Annotated in this window: 17 protein-coding genes; 7 read left to right on the top strand and 10 right to left on the bottom strand. The window is 47.5% G+C overall.

The window, feature by feature from the left end; all coding sequences use genetic code 11:
- Positions 1 to 66 precede the first annotated feature (66 nt).
- Complete coding sequence (locus tag OXH00_21830) at positions 67 to 852, bottom strand: phytanoyl-CoA dioxygenase family protein (protein ID MCY3743663.1); 786 nt, start codon at positions 850 to 852, stop codon at positions 67 to 69.
- A gap of 286 nt (positions 853 to 1,138) precedes the next feature.
- Here OXH00_21830 and OXH00_21835 point away from each other — a divergent pair, with 286 nt between their 5' ends.
- The 3 genes from OXH00_21835 (at position 1,139) to OXH00_21845 (ending at position 7,227) form a co-directional block, all read left to right on the top strand.
- Positions 1,139 to 3,706, top strand: coding sequence for a dockerin type I domain-containing protein (locus tag OXH00_21835; protein MCY3743664.1), 2,568 nt, complete (start codon positions 1,139 to 1,141; stop codon positions 3,704 to 3,706).
- A 4-nt stretch (positions 3,707 to 3,710) separates the two neighbouring features.
- Positions 3,711 to 6,131 carry a cohesin domain-containing protein gene (locus OXH00_21840; GenBank protein ID MCY3743665.1) on the top strand — a complete coding sequence of 807 codons (2,421 nt, stop codon included), beginning with the start codon at positions 3,711 to 3,713 and terminating at the stop codon, positions 6,129 to 6,131.
- Between the two features lie 109 nt (positions 6,132 to 6,240).
- Complete coding sequence (locus tag OXH00_21845; GenBank protein ID MCY3743666.1) at positions 6,241 to 7,227, top strand: aldo/keto reductase; 987 nt, start codon at positions 6,241 to 6,243, stop codon at positions 7,225 to 7,227.
- Between the two features lie 63 nt (positions 7,228 to 7,290).
- Here the strand turns inward: OXH00_21845 and OXH00_21850 are convergent, their stop codons facing one another.
- The 3 genes from OXH00_21850 to OXH00_21860 all read right to left on the bottom strand — a co-directional run bounded on the left by OXH00_21850 (position 7,291) and on the right by OXH00_21860 (position 11,952).
- A complete protein-coding gene (locus OXH00_21850; GenBank protein MCY3743667.1) occupies positions 7,291 to 8,058 on the bottom strand; it encodes a hypothetical protein in 768 nt (255 codons plus the stop codon).
- Positions 8,059 to 8,189: 131 nt separating this feature from the next.
- Positions 8,190 to 10,766, bottom strand: a complete 2,577-nt coding sequence (locus OXH00_21855) for a T9SS type A sorting domain-containing protein (GenBank protein ID MCY3743668.1) — start codon at positions 10,764 to 10,766, stop codon at positions 8,190 to 8,192.
- A gap of 631 nt (positions 10,767 to 11,397) precedes the next feature.
- Positions 11,398 to 11,952, bottom strand: a complete 555-nt coding sequence (locus OXH00_21860; protein MCY3743669.1) for a cob(I)yrinic acid a,c-diamide adenosyltransferase — start codon at positions 11,950 to 11,952, stop codon at positions 11,398 to 11,400.
- A 44-nt stretch (positions 11,953 to 11,996) separates the two neighbouring features.
- On the opposite strand from OXH00_21860, the gene OXH00_21865 reads away from it, so the two are divergent.
- Entirely contained in the window at positions 11,997 to 13,331 is a 1,335-nt protein-coding gene (locus tag OXH00_21865; protein MCY3743670.1) for a mandelate racemase/muconate lactonizing enzyme domain-containing protein, read from the top strand.
- Positions 13,332 to 13,426: 95 nt separating this feature from the next.
- Here the strand turns inward: OXH00_21865 and OXH00_21870 are convergent, their stop codons facing one another.
- From OXH00_21870 to OXH00_21890, 5 genes are all read right to left on the bottom strand, one after another.
- Positions 13,427 to 13,741 carry a DUF4282 domain-containing protein gene (locus OXH00_21870; protein ID MCY3743671.1) on the bottom strand — a complete coding sequence of 105 codons (315 nt, stop codon included), beginning with the start codon at positions 13,739 to 13,741 and terminating at the stop codon, positions 13,427 to 13,429.
- A gap of 35 nt (positions 13,742 to 13,776) precedes the next feature.
- The gene (locus tag OXH00_21875; protein ID MCY3743672.1) at positions 13,777 to 14,532 is read right to left on the bottom strand and encodes an aldolase/citrate lyase family protein; all 756 of its coding nucleotides are present in this window, start codon (positions 14,530 to 14,532) and stop codon (positions 13,777 to 13,779) included.
- Between the two features lie 656 nt (positions 14,533 to 15,188).
- The gene (locus tag OXH00_21880; protein ID MCY3743673.1) at positions 15,189 to 15,617 is read right to left on the bottom strand and encodes a hypothetical protein; all 429 of its coding nucleotides are present in this window, start codon (positions 15,615 to 15,617) and stop codon (positions 15,189 to 15,191) included.
- A 305-nt stretch (positions 15,618 to 15,922) separates the two neighbouring features.
- Positions 15,923 to 16,831, bottom strand: coding sequence for a CBASS cGAMP-activated phospholipase (locus tag OXH00_21885; GenBank protein ID MCY3743674.1), 909 nt, complete (start codon positions 16,829 to 16,831; stop codon positions 15,923 to 15,925).
- A 7-nt stretch (positions 16,832 to 16,838) separates the two neighbouring features.
- Positions 16,839 to 17,843 carry a DUF4268 domain-containing protein gene (locus tag OXH00_21890; GenBank protein ID MCY3743675.1) on the bottom strand — a complete coding sequence of 335 codons (1,005 nt, stop codon included), beginning with the start codon at positions 17,841 to 17,843 and terminating at the stop codon, positions 16,839 to 16,841.
- A 134-nt stretch (positions 17,844 to 17,977) separates the two neighbouring features.
- Here OXH00_21890 and OXH00_21895 point away from each other — a divergent pair, with 134 nt between their 5' ends.
- The 3 genes from OXH00_21895 to OXH00_21905 all read left to right on the top strand — a co-directional run bounded on the left by OXH00_21895 (position 17,978) and on the right by OXH00_21905 (position 20,713).
- On the top strand, positions 17,978 to 18,700 hold the full coding sequence (locus OXH00_21895) for a superoxide dismutase (protein MCY3743676.1): 723 nt from the start codon (positions 17,978 to 17,980) through the stop codon (positions 18,698 to 18,700).
- A gap of 30 nt (positions 18,701 to 18,730) precedes the next feature.
- Positions 18,731 to 19,861 carry a sulfite oxidase gene (locus tag OXH00_21900; GenBank protein ID MCY3743677.1) on the top strand — a complete coding sequence of 377 codons (1,131 nt, stop codon included), beginning with the start codon at positions 18,731 to 18,733 and terminating at the stop codon, positions 19,859 to 19,861.
- A 72-nt stretch (positions 19,862 to 19,933) separates the two neighbouring features.
- Positions 19,934 to 20,713, top strand: coding sequence for a phytanoyl-CoA dioxygenase family protein (locus tag OXH00_21905; protein ID MCY3743678.1), 780 nt, complete (start codon positions 19,934 to 19,936; stop codon positions 20,711 to 20,713).
- A gap of 25 nt (positions 20,714 to 20,738) precedes the next feature.
- Here the strand turns inward: OXH00_21905 and OXH00_21910 are convergent, their stop codons facing one another.
- On the bottom strand, positions 20,739 to 22,106 hold the full coding sequence (locus OXH00_21910) for a tetratricopeptide repeat protein (GenBank protein MCY3743679.1): 1,368 nt from the start codon (positions 22,104 to 22,106) through the stop codon (positions 20,739 to 20,741).
- Between the last annotated feature and the right edge of the window lies 1 nt (position 22,107).

Genomic DNA, 22,107 nt, shown 5'->3' on the forward strand with positions numbered 1-22,107 from the left:
TGATCTTTTGTAACTGTTCTTGTGTGAAATTTGGCATATCTGAGCTCGTCTCTACCTCTGTTTCTACTATGCTGCGTCAAAGAGTGATGGGAAATGGCGATATGGGTCGGCGGGGTCACGGAAGAGGATCTTTTGACGCTCCGTTAATGCTATATCCTCTGGTATTGCGACGCGCCGTGAAGTCCAAGCGATGTGTGAGACACAATATTTATAGAGTAAGGACCGGCGTTGGTATTTTCCGTTCCACGCCGCGGTGCCGTGGGTTAATGCCTCCGTAAATAAAATTGCTGATCCTGCGGGGGCGTTCGGAATGACCACACAATGCGCATTTTCGGGTGAAGCTGCTATCTGTTGTGGCAACTTATAATTGCTTTTGTGGCTGCCCGGAATACAGCAAAACCCGCCATGTTCGGGGCCAGTATCCGCGAGATTCCATGTCACAACCACGAACCCGTTGTGGATCTCATTGTCTCGGAATGAATAGTATTCACCGGGGTGTGCTTTGGCTGTCGGCGATGTCGCACCGTAGTCAGCGTGCAGCCCGCCCCTCGGCATACCATTCTCCATATACATGCCATAAATCCGATCGAGCCGAAAGCAGTCACCTAACCGAAATTGAAGTATCGGCATAATCTTCGGATGGTCAAGCAGATTGCAAAACGGTTTCCCCCACTGCAGAAAACCGGAGCCATCTGGTGCGCTCCCAAATCTTTGGACCTTTCCGGGTGTGGGCAATTGTTGCGCGTCAATTCGTTCATTGAGGGCTGCGAGTTCGTCTGGATTCAAGACATTTTCGATGACGAGGTAGCCTTGTACATCAAAGAGGTACTGTTGTAACTGTAGATCGCTCATACGTTGACTCTCCTATTATCTACAGGTTTCAAATTTAACTGTGAAATAGTCTCAATAGTCATTGAGAGTCAATTTAGCACATGGGTCAGACTTTGTCAAACATATTATGCATTTGTGGCGTGTGAATGCCCTATACCGTGCAGTGTAAAAGTGGGATTGCCCATTTTTGTGCAGATTATCTGTGTTAGGACTGGAAACAGCGGTATATTCTGGCGTTTCAGGTATGGCATATAAATTGCATCGGTTATGATAAGCGTTCATCACTTGAAAAGGAGGCACTCCACGTGTGAAACAGAAAACATCTTTTATTTTCGCGTTGTTGCTGATTTCTATATGCTTTTTGCCGAACAGTTTCGCACAGAATTACACGCGGCTTGGACTACCGGAGGGCGCGATTGCGCGCTTTGGCAAAGGGTATGTAAATGATGTCAAGTATTCTCCAGATGGCACTCGACTTGCCGTAGCGACTTCTATAGGAGTGTGGCTCTATGACACATCTACCGATGCTGAACTTAACCTCCTCTCTGAAGTTCCGGATTACGTTGAGGCGATCGCATTCTCGCCAGATGGCAGCACCTTAGCCAGTAGCGGCTATTCGCCAAACCATATCATTCGATTATGGAATATAGATACTGGAGAACTTCGTGGCACCTTTGACGGATACGAGGAGATTTTAGCCCTTGCGTTTTCACCAGATGGGACAGTTCTTGCCAGTAGTGGCGGAGGCCCCGACTATCCGATTCGGTTATGGAGCGTAGCAAATCGGCAACTTCGAGATACTCTCTTTGGACACACGAGTTGGACCTTCGCCCTTTCGTTCTCAGCGGACGGGAAAACTCTTGTGAGTGGAAGTGAGGATAACACGATTCGGTTATGGGATATACAAACTGGGGAACTTAAGTGTCTACTTGACGAACACCGAGACGACGTTAATTCCGTTGTGTTTTCGCCGGATGGCAGAACATTGGCAAGCGGTAGCAGTGATGGAACAATTCACTTGTGGGATGTGCACATAGGCAGGATATTCGCTATTCTTAAAGGACCCGCTCGATTTCCAGAAAAAATCAATGCTATTGCGTTTTCACCCGACGGGAAGACATTAGTAAGCGCAACAGCCAATCAGATATGGTTATGGGATACCTTCACGAAACAGCTTAAAGAGATTATTGACGGACATGCTGCGCTTGTTACTACTGTTGTGTTTTCGCCAGACGGAAAAACGATTGCCAGTGCAAGCTGGGATTGGACCCTCCGGTTATGGGATACCTCCACCGGAAAACTCCATAAGACCTTTGGGGAGCATTCCAATTCAGTCAATACTGTTGCATTTTCGCCGGATGGTGAAACCATCGCGAGTGCCAGCCGAGGATTGATTCACCTATGGAATACGGAAGGCGACCTGCTCCAATTGTGGTATGCCCGTACCGGAGAACACGTGGAACACTTTGTAGACCACATCGATTACGTTCAAACCGTCGTGTTTTCACCGGATGGAAAATTGATTGCCAGTGGCGGTTACGACAGTCGGCTCCGATTGTGGAATGCTAAAACCGGTCACCACATCGCTACGCTTAGAGGCGGTGGCCCTGCTGTGGCATTTTCGCCAGATGGACAGCTGCTTGCAAACGCGTATGGAGGGGACAGTATCATTGGAACAATAGGTTTGTGGGATGTCCACACCGGTGAACTTCGCCATATTTTGAAAGAATATCACGGTTTACTAACTTGTTTGGCATTTTCACCGGATGGTAAAACGCTTGTGAGTAGTAGTGGAGATTCCGAGATTATTTTTTGGGATATCCCGACTGCGCAACGTCGTTACAGCCTTACGACACAACACACAGAATCTGTTTCTTCTGTTGCGTTTTCTCCCGATGGCAAAACACTTGCGAGCGGTAGTTATGATCAGACGCTCCGCTTATGGGACCCGCATACTGGAGAACGTAAGGCAGTATTGCAGTATCCAGATTATGTCACCTCTGTTGCATTTTCTCCCGATGGTAGCACCCTTGCGGTCGGGTGGAGTGGATGGCAGAACAATCGGATACAACTTTTAGATACGGAGACACTCCAACCTTTTGAGACACTCGTCGGACACGTAGAAGATATTACAGATTTGGCATTCTCACCGGATGGTGGACTCCTTGCCAGTGCCAGCTGTGACGGCACGATTCTCCTATGGGGAACCGGGTCTGAGACAGGCCCCGTCGAAATATCCGAAGATGTCAACGGTGATGGTGTAGTAGACCTCCACGATGTCGTGTTCGTTGCCTCACATTTAGGGCAGACCGAGCAGCATGCTGCGGATGTTAATGGCGACGAAGTCGTTGATATTGTTGATCTGGTTCTGGTGGCAGGTATGATAAACGCAGTAATAGGTGGCCCCTCAGCCTTTAGGAGTGAGGTTCTCTCAGTAGTGGATGTCCGGGAATGGCTTACGGAAGCGGTAAACGCAACGGATAATTACAACACATCCGTAGCAACAGACCCGACCTTTCAAAGGGGTGTTCTGGTGCTTGAACACCTTCTTTCACCACTAACCTTCCATCTTTGGATTCCTACAGAAACAGTGCTGTTACCGAATTACCCGAATCCGTTCAACCCTGAGACATGGATACCTTACCACTTAGCGGAGTCTGCGGCGGTCACAATTACTATCTGTGCGGCGAACGGAAACGTAGTGAGGACTTTAGCGTTGGGACATCAGCCTGCAGGACTCTATCAGCACCGAAGTCGTGCGGCGTATTGGGATGGCAGGAATGATCTCGGTGAACCTGTAGCAAGTGGTATCTATCTCTACACACTAACAGTCGGGAATTTCACTTGCACTCGGAAAATGTTAATAAGGAAGTGACCGCGTGAAAAAAACGCTGTTTTTAATCATCACTTTAATTTTCAGTGTTGCTCTACTTCTGGTCAATAGTTTCGCCCAAGATTGGACGCGAATAGGACTCCCTGAAGGTGCTAAAGCGCGTCTCGGAAAAGGACAGATAACCGATCTTGCGTTTTCTCCAGATGGTGCTTGGTTCGCCGTTGCGAGTTCAGTCGGGGTGTGGATTCACGATGCACATACCTACCAAGAATTCACACTCCTCACCGGGCACACAAACCGCGTTAATACCGTTGCATTCTCGCCCGATGGTGCAACACTCGCGAGTGGAGGTTCAGACAACACTATTCGGTTGTGGGATGTTCGCATAGGCGACATTCGGCGGACGTTACTCGGACACACCCGGGCTGTTACTGCTGTGGCATTTTCGCCAGACGGGCGCACACTTGTGAGTGCGGGGGATGATGAGACAATTCGGTTGTGGAATCCACACACTGGACAACTTCAACGGATTATCACAAAGTCCACATACAACATTGAGAAAATAGTGTTTTCTCCAGATGGCAATACCTTTGCTACGAGTGGCGAGAGTCGTAGCCACACCATCCGGTTGTGGGATTTTCAGACTGGAGAACCGCGAGATACACTTAGCGGGCGTGCCGTAGCATTTTCCCCAGATCAGAAAATGATCGCAAGTGCTGGCGATTGGAAGAATGAGACAATTCGATTGTGGGATTTTCAGACTGGGGAACCGCGAGATACATTCGGTTCTGGTGGATCGGTACTTTCCATTGCGTTTTCTCCGGACGGAAATACACTTGTCACCGGAAATTCACAGAGCATCCAACTCTGGGATCCGCACACTGGAAACCTCCGTGAAACGCTCACCGGAAATGGTAATTTCGTCGCGTTTTCTCCAGATGGCAGGACGCTTGCAAGCGGAAATTGGCGCAGCGTTCAATTTTGGAATTCACACACCGGGCAGCGTCTAAAGACGCTCACTGGGTTTACGGATGAGATGAGAACGGTATCCTTTTCTCCCGATGGTGTATTGCTCGCAAGTGGGGATGATAATGACACGATCAACTTGTGGGACCCAGAAACAGGACAGCATCTAAATGTGCTTACTGGGCATACAGCAGGAATTAATTCTATTGCCTTTTCGCCTGATGGGAGTATGCTCGCGAGCGGGAGTAGTGATGACACAATCTGCCTATGGGATCTGAACACCGGAAAATGCGTAAATACACTTACAGATCATACGGATGCTGTCCTTGCTGTCGCATTTTCGCCAGACGGAAAGAGACTTGCCAGTGGTGGGAGTGATTATACGGTCCGTTTATGGGATGTGCGCACTGGACAGTTACAGGAAACGTTTCGCAATAACGGGCGTTGGACCTTTGACATAGCGTTCTCACCGGACGGTAAAACGCTCGCCAGTAGCGGTTTAGAAGGTATCTGGTTAAGAGACGCACATAGCGGTGAACATCTACATACACTCACATGGTATGGAGATTCCAGCAGAACCCTCGCCTTTTCTCCTGATGGTAGCATCCTCGTCAGTGGTGGTAGTGCAACGCTTCGGTTGTGGGATGCCCACACCGGAAAACGTCTGAAACTCATCACCGGACATATCGGTGCGCTGATAGTTAACGCGCTTGCGTTTTCACCCAATGGTAGTACTTTAGCAAGTGCGAGTCGGAATTGGGGTCTACGTTCTTCAATTTATTTATGGGATGTCGGTACCGGCGAGAACCGAGACACGCGCAATGGACATACAGGGGATGTGAATGCGGTAGCATTCTCACCCGATGGCACAACGTTGGCGAGTGCAAGTGCAGACGGATCAATCCTTCTATGGCATGTCACACCCGATGCTGAGATCAAACCTCGTGTTCACATGACTCCCACATTGGTGGAATCGTCTATAGTTGGTGAACAGTTCACCCTTAACGTTAACATTATCGGTGGTAAGGATGTCGTTGGTTATCAACTCACAGTAGACTTCGATGCAACTGCCCTGCGGTTTGTTTCCAGTACCAATGGAGATTACTTGTCTTGTGATGCGTTTGTTGTTTCTCCGAGTGTGAATATGAATAGCGTGTCACTTATTGCGTCTTCTCTCACAGGAGGTAATACGGGCGATGGCACCTTGACAACCCTCACTTATGAAGTCATCGACAGCAAATCTTCTACTATAGCGTTATCTGAGGTAAGTATCGTAAACAGTAATGGTGAACGTTTGGATTTTAGCATTGGGGGATCTTGCGTAATTAAACCGCTCAAAATACCGACAGATGTCAACGGCGATGGCAGTGTCAATATTGACGATTTAACGTTTGTTGCGGCTCGGCTTGGACCTGTCGGAGTAGGAGATACAGCGGATGTTAACAGTGATGGTGTTGTTAATATTCTTGACCTTGTCGTGGTTGCCGGAGCGATGGAGTAAAATTCTTGTTGCAATAGCGACTGATTTTAGTGTTGACCCTCGGTAGAATTTATTGTAAACTCGGTTTTATTAGAATACCAACTTTACAAATATAACCAGAGGAGCAGCTGTGGAAAAACGAATTTTAGGACGAACAGGGATTGAAGTGAGCGTCTTAGGAATGGGCGGACTCTTTGTCTCAACGGCTGGTGGTAGGAACCGCGCTGACGGACATAATGCTATCCGACGTGCTTTGGAACTCGGGGTCAACTACGTCGATACCGCACCAAGCTACGGGAACAGTGAAGAGGTCGTTGGAGAAGCTTTGGATGGTGTGTTGCAACCGCATTATCTCTCCACGAAAATCGGTGGTAGACCACAACCTTTCGATCCGAAGGATAAACAACTCCTACGACAATCGGTTGAAGAGAGTCTGCGTTTGCTGAAACGGGATACCATCGATATTTTGATGGTGCATGAACCGGATCGCCCCGGACAATATGATTGGTGGACAAGCCACGAGACATTTGATGGACCGGTCTGTGAACTGTTGGCGGAACTCAAAGCGGAAGGAATTGTCCGTTTCACCGGATTAGGTGGCACAACCGCACATCAACTCCCCGCAATTATGGCAACAGGTGTCTACGATGTGGTGCTGGCAGCACAGAATTATAGTCTACTCTGGCGTGAATCGGCAATTTCTATCTTTCCAGAAGCAAAACGACAGAATATGGGAATTGTCATCGGTGCTCCCTTACAACAGGGGGCATTGTCCCGCCGTCACGCCGAAGTAGAAACCGGGGCATGGTGGCTTAGCCGTCCGCGTCAGGAACAGTTCAAGGCACTCTACCAGTTTTTGGATGAAGTCGAACTCTCGCTGCCAGAGGCAGGTATCCGTATGGTTATATCCAATCCTGATATTTCTACGGTGTTGGTGGGTGCTCGGTCTGTAGCGGAAGTCGAACAGAATGTCCGTGCGGTTGAAGCGGGGCCCTTACCCTCGGAGGTATTAGAACGGCTTCAGGAAATCGCGGATATGGTGCCATTCCGACCCTTTGAAGAGCCGCACAGTCTGTCGTTCGGTAGGGAATACAACGGCCCAGGACCTGCCCGGTGAGATGTAAGAAAAAAGAGGCGCGCTCGGAAAGCGCGCCTCGAAAAAAAAGACAACTACGAAGCACTATTCTTTGATGTAATCTGATCGTAATTCAAATGTATGTAGCACCCAGCTGCCTGCTTGGACATCAAGTTCAGCCTCAATAGCCATTATAGCTTCCAATTGTTCATAAACCTCGATATCCTCTTGGCTCGCAAACTCCAACGTAACAAGCCGATGTGGAGATTCGCCATTATAGTTGTCGTAAGAGGATACCGCCTTCACTTGAGCGGGCCCGACCAAGGCAGAAGAAATGGAAGCAACCCATTCCAGATATGCTGCTTTCCCACCAAGGGGATAGTCAACAAAAATAATACCTTTAATTGGCCAATCGTCTAACTCAGTTTTCGCGTAGTCAGAACGCTCAATAAACGTGTGTGCGCTCACTTGAGTTGCGTGGTTGGGAAGATCTTCAAAAACGGCAGCAATCTCTGGACGGTTCATATAGGTCATCGCATCAACAAAACTGTCAAATGCAAACTCAACAAACCGATGTGGAGTCGTCTCCTCAAGATTGTCGTAAGATCTTATCCGATTGACTTCTGCCGGGGCTTTCAGTATCGGTGCAACGGACGCAATCCACTCCAGATAAATCTCCTTCTCGCCCTCTGGGTAGTCGACTAACCAGACTAAACTTACTGGCACCTTTTCCATATCAGTCATAGCGTCATCCATGGTGGCTTCCGCTGACGGTATAGTATCTGCAACCATATCTTGTGCTCTCTCACAGCCAGCGAGTGCGACGAGCGCGATGAGAACTATCAAAAAGAGGCTTGTGAATTTCAAATTCATAGTTTATTCTCCTTCGTAAAAAATATAACACATAAAGTGTAAGAATTTTTCAAAACTAATACATCATCCTCTCAAGTCTAACACACCATCCTATATAACTGGGACATTTGCAAGTTCTATACGGATGGACCCTACTTTACAATGACGAGTCGTCGGGTCTGCTGAAAAGAGGGAGTCATCAATCGGTAAAAATAGATACCACTCGCAACGCGTTCCCCAAGCGCATTACGTCCATCCCAATACGCAGCACGCCCTTGACTGTTATAGAAGCCAGCGGATTGAAAACCCAGCGAGAGTGTGCGAACCAACTGACCGGTTGTATCGTAAATGGAGACCGATACCAGACTGTCTTCCGAGAGTTGATATGGAATCCATGTCTCCGGGTTAAACGGATTTGGATAGTTCTGCAACAGGAGATTCTGTGTCGGTTGACCAATACCATCAAGATTGACGGACAAAACAGCGTTTGCCAAGTGCTCAGGGGACACTTTAAAGCGAAGGGTCTGTGATTCATAGTTTCCACTCGGACCGATGACACGTAATTCAATGACATCTCCAACTTTGATGACGCTCTGCCGTGTCAAGTCGGCAGTCGCAGCGGCGAAGTAATCCCCTTGCACAGCAGCGGTTATCGTGCTGTTGGTTCTCAGGTTCCGGACGATGACCTTGTAGCCATCAAACACCGTTTTACCTTTGTAGGGGTTGGGTTCCCCAACCCTACCACTAACAACGAACGCCCACGCTTCTTGGGACATCTCCGCGGATATGGCGGATGGTGCCGTAGGAGCCGCCTCCGTTTGATTTGTCCAAGGTGCTCCGACAAATGCAAAGTTGCGAGTTTCTGGGACATTGACGATATAGCCTTTTCCGCCTTCAATTGAAAACCCGTCGTCAGGTGCGCCGGGTGTCCATGCCACAAACTGCTGTTTTGTCGCATCAAGCGTGATGATGGTTGTTGCACCTGTCAAAGCGACAAGTTCCTTGGCCCGCATCGGTGTTGGGGAGGTCAATGGCACAGAAAGCATGTTCAAACCTTTAGACAGTTTGACGGTGTAGGCGTTACTAAAACGGTCCTGCACTTCCTTGGTATCGAGTCTGGCGATGAACCCGTGTCTGCGTCCATCTGGCGAGTCATAGTGTCCCACGACAGAACTATCCTGATTGATATTCCAACCTTCTGTGCTAATGCTGCCCGGAAACTGCAATTCATGTAGTCCATATAGGTATGAGCCGACATAGGAGCGCGGGAGGTCCCCCGCCGCTTTGGCTCGGGCAACCACAAACACCCCCCTTCCCTCTGCATCGTTAATACCGTGCAGAAAAAAGTATTCCAGGCTGGAGGGTTCCAGATAGTCCAGAGTTATAAACCTGCCACTTGAGGTACGCGCGTAGGCATGATATAGACCGTCAGCATCTACGTAGCTGCCTATGATAGAACCTGCCGCATTCACAAAATCAGCATAAGTTGCCGTTGCCTCAGGGACCTCAACTATTAGGTCTCCCGAGAATCCACGGCGAACACCAGACGCATCTATAAAATTACCCGTCAATACGCCCTTCGAATCACTGTAACCGTATATCTCCGTTTCAACGGCACCCGGAAAATCATATTGCCGCAATTCACCATCTTCTAAGATAACACCGTGATACAGACCATCACTATCTTTGTAGTGTCCCGCAGCTAACCCATTATTGCCAAACGCATAGAAGTAAGTGTTCTGTGAACCGGGGAAATCGTATGTCGTAAAAACGCCATCTATGAGTGTAAAGCCGACCATTTTGTCACCATCGGGACTTTTCGTGTAGCCAGCGTAACCCTCAAAGTCGCTACTCGCTGTCAACGCTAAAAAATCTACATTCGGAACATCAATACTCTCATAAGTGTAAGTGAATTCAGGGGGTGGAGGATACGCTATATTTCTGAATTGCGCAGCAGTTTCCTCAGTGGGTCTGGCGATAAACCCGTGTCTACGTCCATCTGCTAAATCGTGGTACCCGACGACAGAACCATCCTGGTTGATATTCCAACCCTCCGTGCTAATGCTGCCTGGAAACTGTAATTCAGATAATCCTTGCTGGGATGTACCGGCATAGGAGCGCGGAATACCCCCTATCGCTTTAGCGCGCGCAACGATAATTCTTGTATCAGTGATACCGTGCACAAAAAAGTATTCCAGCGTTGATGAATCCAGATAGTCATGAAATACAAATGTGCCATTTGAGGTGCGAACGTATGGATAATATAGACCATCAGCGTCTATGTAACTTCCTGTAATAGCACCACTTGCGTTCACAAAATCAGCATAAGTTGCCGTTGCCTCAGGGACCTCAACTATTAGGTCTCCCGAGAATCCACGGCGAACACCAGACGCATCTATAAAATTACCCGTCAATACGCCCTTCGAATCACTGTAACCGTATATCTCCGTTTCAACGGCACCCGGAAAATCATATTGCCGCAATTCACCATCTTCTAAGATAACACCGTGATACAGACCATCACTATCTTTGTAGTGTCCCGCAGCTAACCCATTATTGCCAAACGCATAGAAGTAAGTGTTCTGTGAACCGGGGAAATCGTATGTCGTAAAAACGCCATCTATGAGTGTAAAACCGACCATTTTGTCACCATCGGGACTTCTCGTGTAGCCAGCGTAATCCTCAAAGTCGCTACTCGCTGTCAACGCTAAAAAATCTACACCTGGCACATCAATGCTCTCATAGGTGAAATTGAATTCAGGTGCCGTGGGCGGTTCATTATCGGTTTGGGCATCGGTATTGTTTAAAAAAAAGGAATTGAAGCATATGAATAATGTAAATGTGTAAAACAAAAAACTAATTTTACTCTGATTATGCATAGTCTGATTGTGTCTTAAGAAAGAATAGAACTTACACAATTTTCTGATAAGAACCGACAGCCTGCAAGCCGCTGGACGTGGTTTCAAACCTCTCCAACAAGGACGGTGCGTAAGTCCTGAAAGAATCTTAATTAAGGTGTTCTCCTCAAGAATTAAGTTGTTCTTACGTTTAGGAGTCCTAAAAAGTTAGATAAACCTAAGTTGTCACTGAGCAAAAGTTTATAAACATGAAAATTTATCGATAAGAGATTTATAGCTAAATAGTCATGGTGTAGATAATCAATTATACACAAATTTGATGCATAAATCAAATTATAGTTTGTGTATGGTTTCAGAGTGAGGGAAATCGCCAAGATGTTCAAGCGAAACAGGTTGTACTACTAAAGATGGCAACTTGGGTTATTAAGAGTCCAGTTATGATTTTCAGTTCGCGTGATTTGAAAACCTTGCCATAATACAACATCTTAATACCTCCGCTTTTTCAAGCATCTGATTGGGACTCCCAAATCGGTTCCGAAGTGTTCGCTCGGAAATTCACTACTCGAGCGAGAACAAACAGAAGATCCGAAAGCCTGTTCAAACTCCGAATTATCTCAGGATTAACATCTTCTTCGCGTGCAAGGCGCACAACACACCGTTCGCTTCGGCGACAGACAACGCGGGCAATATGTAAAATAGCACCGGCAGTGCATCCACCGGGTAGAATAAAGTTTGTCAGTGGCGGAAGTTCCTCTGAAAGTGTGTCTATCGCGGTTTCCATCGCTGTTGTGAAATTCGCTGATATGCGGAATTCAGCAGCTTTTGTGTGTGTCGCAGGCGTTGCTAAATCTGCACCGACCGCGAAGAGGTGATTTTGGATTTGCGCCATCAGATCGGAGAGGTCTGTATCATCAACGAGTGTTTGCGCATAGCCGATGTAAGCGTTCAGTTCATCAACAGTCCCGATCGCTTCAATTCGGGGAGCGTCTTTTCCGACTCTTGTCCCACCGTAAAGCGCGGTTTCCCCAGAATCACCAAATTTAGTGTAGATTTTCATGTCAATTCATTATATACTTTGGGGAAAAAGGAGTCAAGTTAAGTATGAAAATATCGGGCAAAATTCAAAAGGTTAACGTTGTTGATTTACGAGTTCCGACATCGGATACGCTACTCGGTTCCGATCCGTTCCATAAGAAGCCTAACTATTCCGCAGTGCTAACAACAATAGAAACAGATACTGGGCATCTCGGTATTTCAGTCGCCTTCACTGCTGGTGCTGGAAACGATTGGATCGCTTACGGGGTTGAAGACCTCGCACAACTCGTAATTGGGATGGAGGTGGACACTTTCGTTGATGATCCGGGTGCCTTTCACAGACTGCTCATAGACCATCACCAGTTACGCTGGCTCGCAGATGGTGTCAATCGGATGGCAATCGGGAGTATTGTCAATGCGATGTGGGATGTCTGGGCGAAACTAATTGATAAACCGCTTTGGAAATTGCTGGTCGATTTGCCACCGGAGAAAATTGTGCAGTCCATCGATTGGCGGTATCTACGCGATGCCCTGACCCCTGATGAAGCAGCAGAGATACTTAGCAAACACTGGGACAGTCGAGAAGTCCGTGAACAGAAACTCCATCAACAGGGACCGAAGGCGTATTCCACAGCGGGGTGGCTCGGTTTAACGGATGAGCAAATTATTGAGACCGTAAATCAAGTGAAAGCAGCCGGACTCGACTGCTTCAAAATGAAGGTCGGACAGGATTTGGAATTTGACAAGAAACGGCTCGCCTTCATACGCGAGGCGATCGGCTCAGAGGCACGTTTGATGTTGGATGCAAACCAGATTTGGGGTGTTAATGAAGCCATCGCCTATATGGAAGAATTGGCAGTGTTCAAGCCGACATGGATTGAGGAACCCACAGCACGCGATGATGTGCTCGGCTTCGTAAAAATATCGCGTGCCTTAGAGAAGCACGGCATCGGTGTCGCTACGGGAGAACAGGTGCCATCCCCTGTTATCTTCAAACAGTTAATCACGAGCGGGGCGATCCAGTATTGTCAGATTGATGCAACACGGCTCGGAGGCGTCAACGATGTGTTAGGGGTCATCTTAATGGCGGCAAAGTATGGTGTCCCTGTCTGTCCACACGGTGGCGGCATCGGGTTATGCAATATGATTCAACACTATGCCATCTGGGATCAAATTTGTGTCGCTGCACATTCGGATACACAGGTGGTTGAATACCTCAATTTCCTGCAAGAGGATGTTTTCCTACACCCCATCGAAGTTCGTGACGGTGCCTATGTTACACCGACAGCACCCGGTTGGGGACTTGAGATGTACCCGGACTTCATCGAAAAGCACATCTATCCGATAGGTTCAGTTTGGCAAGGCAGAGAGGCATCTGGTGGGGTCACTTTTCTGGCGTGATTGTCTCAACGCTGCTTTCGATATTGAGCGGTTCCTCAGCGCGAATAGGCGCGCTTTGTAAGCGCGCCCTTCACGAACCTTAATTTTAAGCCAGTTTATTCTTCTGACAAATTGCTCTGATTATCGTTATCTTGCTGGTGTTTCAACAAATCTTTAATATCTGTCAGTTTATCGTTAACGGAAAATAGGATTATCAAGAACTCACAGTAGAAACGTATGGCAATTGGACCGAGAAAGAGGTAACAAAATCCCATAAGTACCATTTCACCTCCATCAGCACCAAAGTTGTCCGTAGCTCCCATAGCAATAAAGACAATTCCGGCAATGACACAGATAATGGCACCGACCCAAAACAGTATTGGAATGATAATTGGTGTGATCATCTTTTTGAATTTCAGAAAGTCTTTCATGTGAGTTTCCCCTTTTTGATACGTTATGCTGCAAATTAGTTTTTCGCGCTTTCTGCGCGTTCTTTAAATGCTGCCGCCCCGGACGTAATCCATCCGCCAACACCTGTCATTAAGAACCGTACACCTGCCTTGACATATTTCTCAACCGTGGCATCAAGCGTCAAGGTGCCAGCAACTCGTCCTGCCGCTTGGATACGAGCAAGTGCTGTATCTATTGTGTTCTGAACATCGGGGTGGGTAAGGTTCCCGATATGCCCCATAGAAGTCGCTAAATCCGATGGTGCCACGAAAAATACATCAATATGGTCGACGGTGAGAATCTCGTCTAAGTTGTTAACCGCGACAATGTCTTCAATCAAGACGATGACGAGCGTTTGTGAGTTAGCGACATCAAAATAGTTGTCCACACCATAGCCTTGGCGGCTCGTATACATCCCGCGGTGACCGATGGGGGCGAACTTTGTACCGTCCACGACGTTTTGGGCCTCCGCTTTCGTGTTGACGTGCGGGACACAAATTCCCATCGAACCACAGTCAAGCGTGCGGTAGATCAGTGCCTGATCGTTACGATTGACGCGTGTGATAGAGGTCATGCCCCAGAGGTCGCATGCCCGCGTCAGATCGCCGATTCGCGATGCATCGACAGCACCGTGTTCGCCTTCCAGCCATACGCCGTCGTATCCGTTTGGACCGAAGAGGTCTATATCGTCAGCATTCGTGAGTCCTGAGATGACGTATGCTAAATCACCAGCAGCTAATTTCTCTTTTACTCGGTTTGCTCTTATTTCCATAAAATTTCTCCTATTATACCATCCAGATCCGGTAGGGGCGGTTTTGCGGTGTACACACCCAAATGCGATCTGCATTCCTAACCGCACCGGGCATAACTAAAAACAGTCCTGTAGGTTAGGTTGAACGGATACCACCAAAGCCTGCCAAATCAGAGAAAAATACGACTTGTTCCTGATGCACAACAGCCACCAGAAACCGAGTAAAACCCAACGCTTTGGATACCTTGAAGGTTCTGAGACCCTGACAGTCTAAAGTTGGGTTTCACTCCGTTCATGAGTAGATATAGTGGGATATTAGCTTTCAGGTGTGTTTGGCCTACCAACATCCAACTTCTCAACACCGTTCTATCCAACCTACGGGACTTCACGAGGAAACCACTGAAAATTTACTAAATTGATATCTATGGTGCGGTTTCCTAACCGCACCGGGCATAACTAAAAACAGTAGACCTTTTAAGAAAAATCTTCAATCAGAAGGGGTCTTAGGTTGTTATCTTGGCAGTAAAGGGTATCAGGAATCTCGAAAATTGTCCATAAAAAAGTAAAGTGCGCGCTTAGAAAGCGCGCACTTCGCTTTTAGGTTCGTAATAACACATTCGTTTGAGAAATCGCCCTACTCTGAACCAGAATGTTAACGCTGAAATAGGCTTCGTTGCCTATTCGCTGGCACGTAGCAGATAGATACCCATTGCGATATTCAACGGTGGCAATATGGCATCAAAGAGGATCCATACTAAACTGCGGGTGTCCATACCGACAGCCGTAAAGTCTGACGCGGCACCCATGATGCCGAACCAGTTCCAGAAGAATATTATAGCTGTGAAAATGAACCCGTAGAATAACGTGTTCGCCGCTATGTACTCTTGAACGCTTGAATTCTCACCGATGCCACGCATACGAATGTAGCCGAATATCAACCCCAAGATTATCGAAATGGCGGAGAGCGGATTGATGTAGTCCCAAGCGGAACTGTGCGGACTATCATCGGTGGAGGTGTGGTAAATCGGCTCAAGTATTGTTTGGATGGCGACTATCGCCGCAATGACGATAAGCACAATCCCTATAAATCGCTTGAACGCTTCCATGAAAATTTCTCCTTATTCCCTGATTGGGTCCAGTTAAATCCTACTCCAAGACGAAATTGGAAATAGCATTATTAATGGATGAAGTTTGAGGTTTTTAGCCTCTCGTTAACGAAACAAGAAATTACCTTACACTTCTTAAAGTGGAAAAATTTGTCACATTCTCCTGCATTGTACATTTTACAACATAAAAAGTCAATCTTTTTTACGAAAAAGTATATTATGGTTGTTTAAGTCGCGGATGATAGCGTTAGAAAAAAATAGGAGAGCGTGAGAACAACACTTTGCGGTGATTGTCTTATTTTATCTTAGGCGGAAATAAATGTTCTAATTTCTGCGGCATGCTTCTCAAAATCGCGATCGGCAAGAGATTTGAGGTTGTCTGACTGCGTAAGGGTATCTATCTCCCAGCGATCGATTTCTGGATTGACGCGTAAATAATTGCCCTTTAGCAACAGTTTCGTTGCATGTGCGGATGCTTGGGCTTGCAATGTCATCACGTAGGAGGTTAGTTTCGCGCCACCCCATCCGGTGAGAAATCCCCAACCCCGTCTTTGTTGGTACATGTTCACCGAGTGTCCTGTGCCGATGGATAGCATCCGAATCTCTTGCGGGGCTTTTCTAAATACTGAGAGTGCCTCTGTGGCGGCAATTGCGGAAGGATTGTTTGCCCATAAGCAGCCGTCTGCTAACAAGAGGTTGTCAACGGACTTTGGGGCAAAAAATGTGGGTGCAGCACAAGAAGCGAGGATAGCATCTCGTAAACAGACCCCTTGATTTGTAGGAGCGATTTCCGAATCGAGACTTCCATAATTGGACCTAAAAATGTGAACTTCACTTTTGGTGATCTCTGAGCTTGTTATCATCAACGGCGTTGCTATTTCACCGAGAGGCGTTGCGGGAATATGCTTGGCGATAACCTTGGCGAGTTGTTCGCTTGGATATTTGCTGAGGAACAACGGGATGCGATACCATCTCCTTCGGAAGATGTGTGGTGTCTCGGTATCAAAAAGTTCAACGATATCCACCATCGGGATGTCGGAGACAGCAGCACCGGCGATGATGGCACCTGTACTTGTTCCAGCAATGAGATCGAAACAGGTTTTGATCCGCGTTCCAAAAACCTCTTCAATTTTAGCGAGAAGTTGGGCGGTGTACATGCCGCGGGTGCCTCCGCCATCTAATGCGAGGATATGAAAAGTGTCTGTGTTTTTCATTGATTGTCTATTCATCACCCTCGTCTTCAGGAGGTTCCCAGTCATCAGCATTAAGTGCTTTTACGCGGGGTCGGAAGACCTCGTCGAACTTTTCGAGATTTGAAGCAAGCCATTCATGTTGATTTTGCCAATCGACCTCGTTTGCTGGATCTGTATCCCTTTTGGAAAATAACACTAAACTTTGCTTACCTTCAGGTAACTTTTTCCATTCAAGTGAGATGCCAAGTTCGTCCTCAATTTCCTGCTGCTGCTGCTCCTTCAACAAATCGAAATGCTTTTTAGCGTCCATTCCGAGCATGAAGAGTATAATAGCAATAAAGTTGTCTCTTGAGTTCTGTCGTGCGACTAATCCGAAATTGCCGCGCCCTATGCTGAAACCTTGGTCGCCCCAGTGTCCTAATTTGCCCCATTTAATCGGCGTATCCTTCTGAATCATGTAATCGCGTAATTTGGACCAGTACTTTTGCTTCAGTCGTTGGGCTTCGGAAAGATCTTTGTCCTCAAAGCCTCGTGTTTCGCGACTCACCGTACGACTCCAATTGTTGGGGCTGGAAACGATCTCAAACTGTGGGGCGCGAGCGGAATTTCCAACAATTTGCCATACCTTAATTTTTATCCCGAAGTACTGGAAACTTTCGTTTGTAATTTCATTTAACCGATCAAGCGCGGCACGGTGTTCTTCTCGAAACTCCTTTGCAATCCAGACAACTGTCCGGGCATCCAATCCAGCTGCATACGTCAAAAGTTGACCGAGGTGAGGGTGGTCGGTTCTCGTTAATTGGTTTTCAATCAGCACCCGCGAACCATCTACTGTATTTCTGCACAGGATATCCGCCCGGAAATTTCCAACAGGCAATTCTTGTCCTTCAAATTCAAGTTCCATACCGAGTGTTTCACCAAGTTGTTTGAGGTTTTCCTCCTCCGCTAACCACGGTGTAAAGTCGCCCGGCTCGTTCTCCCATACTTTATCAAGTTCAACGGATTGAAGATAATCTAATTCTACTTTAGGCATAAAGCATTTCTCCTTCGTAGCAATACTGTAATCAACATACCACATCTCTTTACCAAAATCAACTGAATTTTATATTGACACAAACCTAAAATCCTGCTAAAATCCTATTCAAAACAGCAGGACAAGGAGAAATTATGAATCGTAGAAATTTTTTAATTCAGGGAAGCACTGCAGTGGCAGGGCTGCTTCTTGCAAACAGTCCGCTGCGCCTTTACGCAGACCACCACGAGCATGCACATAGCCATGGCCATGCGCTGCCAAAACTCCCGTACCCACACGATGCGCTTGAACCTCACATTGACAAACGCACGATGGAGATCCATCACGGAAAACACCACCAAGGCTATGTTAATAAACTCAATGCAGCGATTGCGCATCATCACGATTTGGAGCACCTCTCGATTGAGGTACTGCTTCGGAATATTGATAAAGTGCCGAAGGACATCCGTCAAGCCGTTATCAACAGTGGCGGCGGACACGCCAATCACACGCTCTTCTGGAGCATTATGGTTCCCGGTGGTAGCGAACCCACAGGGAAAGTCGCGGAGGCGATTCAATCCACATTCGGTTCATTCGATGCTGGTAGCGAGATGTTCACCAAAGCCGCGAAAACGCATTTCGGGTCAGGGTGGGCATGGCTTGTCGTTGATGATAAGAAGAAGTTGCAAATCTATTCGACATCGAATCAGGATAGTCCTTTGATGAAGGGACATACGCCTATCCTCGGTCTTGATGTCTGGGAACATGCCTATTATCTCAACTATCAGAACCGGCGCGCCGATTATGTTGATGCTTGGGGTAAGGTCGTCAATTGGAAACAGGTTAATGCCAACTATATGGCGGCGATGAAGGCTTAAGCCACGTCTACCGAAAAATGAGGAGTCACCATGGAGCGTAGAGATTTTTTGCGACGCAGCGGTTTAACGCTTACAGGACTGCTACTCAGCCCGTGGGCAGTCTATGCCTTCCCCAGTCGTGAAGGTGAAGTGCTTATACCGTTCACTGATCAGCCGCCACCCTCAGAACGAGTCTTGTTGGATTGGAACGAATTGGATACGTTTATAACACCGAACGCTGAATTCTTCAACGTTTCACACTACGGCAAGCCTGAAGTTGATCTCGCGACGTGGAAGTTAGAAGTGAGCGGTTTGGTCGATAATCCGCTGATGCTCGCGATTGACGACATTAAAGCGCGTCCGCGGCAAGAGGTAACCTTTACGCTCGAATGCTCCGGCAACCACGGATTTCCAACGTTTACTGGGGCAATTGGCAACGCGAAATGGGCGGGTACACCGCTTGCCCCTATCCTCAAGGAAGCTAACATTCAAGAAGACGGCATTGAGGTAATTTTCTTCGGACACGATGTTGGCGAAGAGGAACGGCGAAAGGTCAAGATGCGTCAGAATTTCGCACGCAGTATGTCCGTTGAAGACGCACTGGAAGATACGATGCTTCTCTGCTATGAGATGAACGGGGAACCGTTACCACACGACAACGGCGCGCCACTACGCCTGATTGCCCCGGGTTGGTACGGCATCGCATGTGTCAAGTGGCTTAAGCGTATTGAGGTGCGGGATACCCGGTATATGGGGAGATTCATGGGACGCGATTATGTCACGATGCGTGAAGAGAAACGTCCCGATGGCGAATCGGTCTGGATGGAGACCTCGGTCGGTAGGACACAGTTGAAATCGTTAGCAGCGAAAGTAACGCGTATCGGCGACAAGTACCGTATCTACGGTGCGGCGTGGGGCGCGCCTATTGCTACCGTTGAGGTGAGTATTGATGGCGGCGCATGGCAAAAAGCGACGATTGACCCGGAAGAGAACACGGAATTCGCATGGAAAATCTGGCATCTTAATTGGGATAATCCGCCGAAGGGTGAACATACTGTCGTCTCCAGAGCGATTGATACGAAGGGGAATATCCAACCCGCTGCAGACTCTGACTACATGACTGGGAAACATACTTATTGGGAAAGCAACGGTCAGGTTGTCCGTCGGGTCAATATCGAATAGAAGCCCGAAGGAATCGGGGTTACAAACCCCTCCTACAGTGGAGGGCAGAGCAGAAACTGAATAATTAAAAAAATGAATATAACCGATGCACAGAAACAGCAATTCCAAGAGGAAGGCTATTTCATTTTAGAAAATGTTATCCCGGAACCGCTGCTGGAACTGCTTCGCGGTGAATGCGGGACCTTTATCAATCAGGCGGATGCTGAGATGGCGCGGCAGGACACAGATGTACTCGGTCTCAACCATCGCGGTAAACGGTATTTCGTCTCAAACTGCTTCAGGAGGCAGCCAAAACTCCGCGAATTCCTGTTCAGCGACTTGATGGCAGATGTCTGCCGCGCCACCTTAGGCGATACGGCGTATCTCTTCTGGGAACAATATGTCGTCAAAGGCGCGGAAGAGGGGATGAAATTCAGTTGGCATCAGGATTCAGGCTACGTCGGTTATCCCGATCACAAACCGTATCTCACCTGTTGGTGTGCCCTTGACGATATGTCCGAAGAGAACGGGACAGTCTATGTAATGCCGTTTTCCAACATCGGTATCCGTTCATGGGTAAAGCACATCCGTGACGATGAAAGCAATGATATGGTGGGCTATTTCGGACCGGAGAAGGGTGTCCCTGCTATCGTACCTGCGGGGAGCATTGTGGCGTTTACGAGTGTCAACTTCCACTGCAGCGGGACGAACTACACGAATAATCTGCGGCGTGCCTACCTCGCACAGTATTCCGCTGAGCCTCTTCTCTCACATGATGGGAGTCGTTTGTGGGGCAATGCGGAACCGTTGTTGCGGGATGGAAAGTCTGCTGTAGGAGAACCGCCGCCGGAGATTACGTCGCGGTTTGATTAGGATAGATTGTGAGGAAATTTGTTCTCTACTCGGTGTTGTTAAGTTTTTCAAGCGATTGCTCAATCTCGATTTTGAGGTCTTGGTCGTCGGTTTCCTCTGCTAATTCCAAGGCTTTCTGGTAATCGGCTTTTGCTTCCAGCGTTTTGCCTAAAAGACGATAGGCTTCGCCTCGTGTATGGTAGGCTTCCGCCAAATCAGGATTTCTCCGAATCGCTTCCTCACAGTCCGTAAGCGCAGACTGGTATCTACCTAATTCTATTCTTGCACTACCTCGCAAAAAATGGACATACGCTGCCTCTGGATTGAGTTGAAGACTTTCATCAAAATCAGTAATCCCAGCCTCATAGCGTTCTAATGCTACCTTCGCACGCCCCCGTATGAAATAGGCATATGCATCATCTGGTTTGAGCTGGATACCTTCATTAAAATCGGCAATTGTATCCTCATAGAACCGTAGTGTGTATTTTGAATAGCCGCGCAGGAAGTAGGCTATATACATTACGGAGTCGTCTATATTCAGTTGGATACTTGCATCAAAGTCAGCAACCGCGGATTCATAGCGATTCAGTGTGACTTTTGTGAAGCCTCGTAAGAAGTAAGCTTTGGCAAAATCCGGTGCGAGTCGAAGCGTCTCATCAAAATCGGCAATCTCAGACTCATGTTGACCTAATGCTCCTTTCGCTATCCCACGATTGTAGTAAGCATGCGCATACTTCGGATTCAGATGTATCGCTTGGTTGTAAGCGTAAATTGCTTTCTCTTCCCTATTTCCTTCCAAAAGAGAGTTACCGATGGAGAAAAACGCCTCTGCGGCAAGTGTATTTATAGGTTTCTTTGATACCTTTGTAGAATTATCCTTGCACTCCTTATCCTTTGTGTCTTTTGGCTTTACACCCTCCATTAGTTCGGGGAATAGGTCTGTCAATTTTGGAAAGTGTTTGTCCTCATATTGTGAGGTGAGGGTACCGATGAAATCCATCAATGGTGCCAAGGAATGCTCTTCATCATCACCAACCACATAAATCAACTCTTTCAGTACGGCATCAAGTTGTTCATAGTCAACTTCGGTCAGTGCAGCAAAGTCGTTGTTTACGTTCCGACTCACTATATCGGTTAACGCCTCAAGTACCTCTACAAGCCATTGGTAGTCGTTTTCGGGGTACGGACCAAATTCAACCTGTTCTTGTTCCGATGCCTTTATTGGTTCGGAAGCAGGTATTGGAACTTCAGGAACGATTTTCCACATCAGGGTTTGTAGATGCTCAGAACTGAACTCAGCAATTGTTTGCTTTTGGAAGAACGCGCTAATATCCGTTTTCTCAAGCAAGGCATTAAGTTCCATAGAAATTGGTGTTGACGATGTATGTTGTGTAGGTGGTCTTTCAGTTAACATG

Source organism: Candidatus Poribacteria bacterium (assembly GCA_026706025.1).
GTDB lineage: Bacteria > Poribacteria > WGA-4E > WGA-4E > WGA-3G > WGA-3G.